Genomic DNA, 2,624 nt, shown 5'->3' on the forward strand with positions numbered 1-2,624 from the left:
GCGACGCCAGATCGTCAACAGCGACCGGCACATGGCATGCCGCCGCGCCGTGGCTGCCACTTGCCGGTGGCCGACAAAACTTTCCTCTACGATCCTGAGCTTATCCTCATCCGGCCACTGCCGACGGCGAACGCCATCGGCGGCAGAGAGAACTTCGATCTGAGGGCGGTAAATGAAATCGGACATAAGGTCGGACTTATCATCGCATCGTAGCCAAAGTCAGACGGCCCTCGCCGTAGCCTTACGTCCTTTCCAAGGCCCGCAGCATCACGGATGTGGTTAAATGCCTCGGCCATCTGTCCGCCCGTCTTCTCGCGCAAGACATAAGGCCCGCCGTTCGGGGCAAGGAAGGCTTCGCCATTAAACGGGACATCGCCGATGAGGTTGATGGCTCTGGCCGGCGGCAAGACTAGGCGGGGTCGCACGATGCTCGTAATGCCGGGCAGGGACCATACATTCGTTTTGCGATCGAGCGCCGCACCTTTGATTGAGACGGTTTCATGAGGCATAGCACCGGTGCCGAGCATGAACGCTATCTTCTGCATAGTGCGCCGTTGCGGGTCGCGGAGACCTATGCGCTCAGGATTGCCGGCCATATCGAGCACGGCCTCGGCCTCGTCAGGTGTGAGCCAGCGAGGCGGCTTGTTGCCAGCACCGCGTTTGCGCCCGGTGTCGAACGCATGATTGAGCACAACCGTGATCTGAGAGACGACCTGCCTATGGGCCGAGCTCTTCGCGAGGTGGGGTCCGATCGACTGAACGGCGGCATCTATGGCAATCTTGTCGATCTCGCCGATTGTTGTCTTGGGGCCGAAATAATGCCGGAGGGCGTCCAGGTAGAGCTTTTGTCCGCCATCATCGACGTAACGGTCCGCGGCCGCCACGAAGGTGGTCGTCGGAGGGGAGGGATTACGCTCTCGTTTCGGTGTCGCCATCTTATCAGCTCTTATGGTTTCCGGTTCAGGATATCAGCAGTTTTAAGACAAGCATACATCTGAAGAAAAATTCCCCTCCCCCCAGGTCATGAGGCTTGGTCAGCCGTAAATTCAAGTTTGAGGCGATCCAAGGCAGTATTTTGTATGATCCGCACATTCTCTGGACTTAACCCTAAAGACTTCGCAACGTCTTTCATCTCGACAACTTTTGGCCCAGAGAAAAATCGGGCTCGGACAACCTGCTGTTCAGTTTTCGTTAGAATTTTCTCAAAAAGAGGACGTGCTCGCAAGAGGTCGACTCCTTTGATCGGGCGAAGTACCGCATGCCCCAACGATTCCTTTCTGCGCTTTAATCTGACGACACTTTTTTCGTCTTCCGTCAAAGCATCAGGCGAAAATACCTCCCGCATCTTCCGCATTGCCTCACGATGTATCTGCCTCACACGATCAGGCGTGATACCTAGGTCCACCGCAATATCCTCACTGACTTCTTCTTGCAGCCAGGTCCGGCGCAGGATGAGTGCGCTACGCGCGTCAAGTATGGTGTCAATTGAACCCAGAACTGTTGGGATGTCATGACGTGCCAGGCAGTCATCTTCGTGAGATGAGATCGTCGGAACAGGTATTTCGTCGGTATCTTTCTTCTCGAAGTAATCACATGCAAGATCAAGATTTGTCTCCAATATCTCCGCGTCTCGCGCAACAGCTCCCAACCATTTTCGATCCGTGACCTCGAGATTTTCGATTGGCGCGGCGAGAATCAGGTTCGTCGCAGCGCGCATTTCCCTGGTATTGGTCATCCGGACAGGGCGATGCATGAGCATTGCGCGCTTCTGCCACTGCCACAAACTCCGAAAGCCAGATCCCTGCATAAACGAATGAAAATCATCAAATCTGTCGCGTTCAAGATCGGACATGAGATCGGCCAGTGAATCATGAAGCACATCGAGAAAATCGCCCCCGAGGTTGTGCCTTTTTGACAAAATCAGTGCATTGTTTATCAAGCATATCAGAGCCAGTTCATGCATGATCTTGATGTCTTTTGTCGTCATCCACTCATAGAAAAGACGACGCCGGCGGATGTGGCTGCACAGCGGCATCCGCTTCAGGACGTTCAAGAATGCACATTCGGCAGAATCTGAAGTCAGATCTCTGTCAGATCTTAGTCTTTCAACAGCCTCGAGAAGGGCGTCGCGGCGGCACTTTCCGCACCAGAAGTCTGCTGCTCCCTTCCTGGCACACTGTCCAGAGCACCGGTAGTCAGGCGCTTCGCAGGAAGTCGAGCCAGATGTTCGATCTACCGTCAGGTGGATATCCACCGGTGTGAAGGCCGTTATAGGTGGTGGTGGAAGGATCATGGGCACCATCTTTTGAATTTGCTTACTTATTTTGTCAGGATGGAAAGACACCTCATGACTACGTCCAGACCATCCGAAATCCTACTCAGGGATTTCCGCAAATCGCAAATTAGTTCCACTTGCTCCTTCAAACCACATTGTTGAAGCAGCCAGTTCACCTGCCTGCTTAGGTTCAATCCGTCGCCATTCTTCCGCCCCTGGTTTTGTGCGGAGGAAGATCGGGCTTGCGCCGGGCGATTGTCATCACAGTCCCCGACCTCAGTCCTTATGCTCTCTCAAAATGGATATTATCCAGGGCGTCGAGCACCGGCGCCCTACTGGTATGACTTTC

3 protein-coding genes are annotated in these 2,624 nt (G+C 54.1%); all 3 read right to left on the minus strand.

Features of this window, described 5'->3' with window-relative positions; all coding sequences use genetic code 11:
• On the minus strand, positions 1 to 159 hold a 159-nt coding region (locus tag ACOI1H_RS24755; protein ID WP_422440910.1), incomplete at its 3' end, for a transposase.
• Entirely contained in the window at positions 87 to 935 is an 849-nt protein-coding gene (locus ACOI1H_RS24760) for a hypothetical protein (RefSeq protein ID WP_422440911.1), read from the minus strand. The genes ACOI1H_RS24760 and ACOI1H_RS24755, both read right to left, overlap by 73 nt.
• An 86-nt stretch (positions 936 to 1,021) precedes the next feature.
• Complete coding sequence (locus ACOI1H_RS24765) at positions 1,022 to 2,053, minus strand: sigma factor-like helix-turn-helix DNA-binding protein (protein ID WP_422440909.1); 1,032 nt, start codon at positions 2,051 to 2,053, stop codon at positions 1,022 to 1,024.
• Between the last annotated feature and the right edge of the window lie 571 nt (positions 2,054 to 2,624).

The sequence above is a fragment of the Loktanella sp. DJP18 genome (assembly GCF_049310965.1).
Lineage (GTDB): Bacteria > Pseudomonadota > Alphaproteobacteria > Rhodobacterales > Rhodobacteraceae > Loktanella.

Coding starts and splice junctions, on each gene's coding strand:
- ACOI1H_RS24760 (WP_422440911.1), bottom strand. CDS start 935: ATGGCGACACCGAAACGAGAGCGTAATCCCTCCCCTCCGACGACCACC.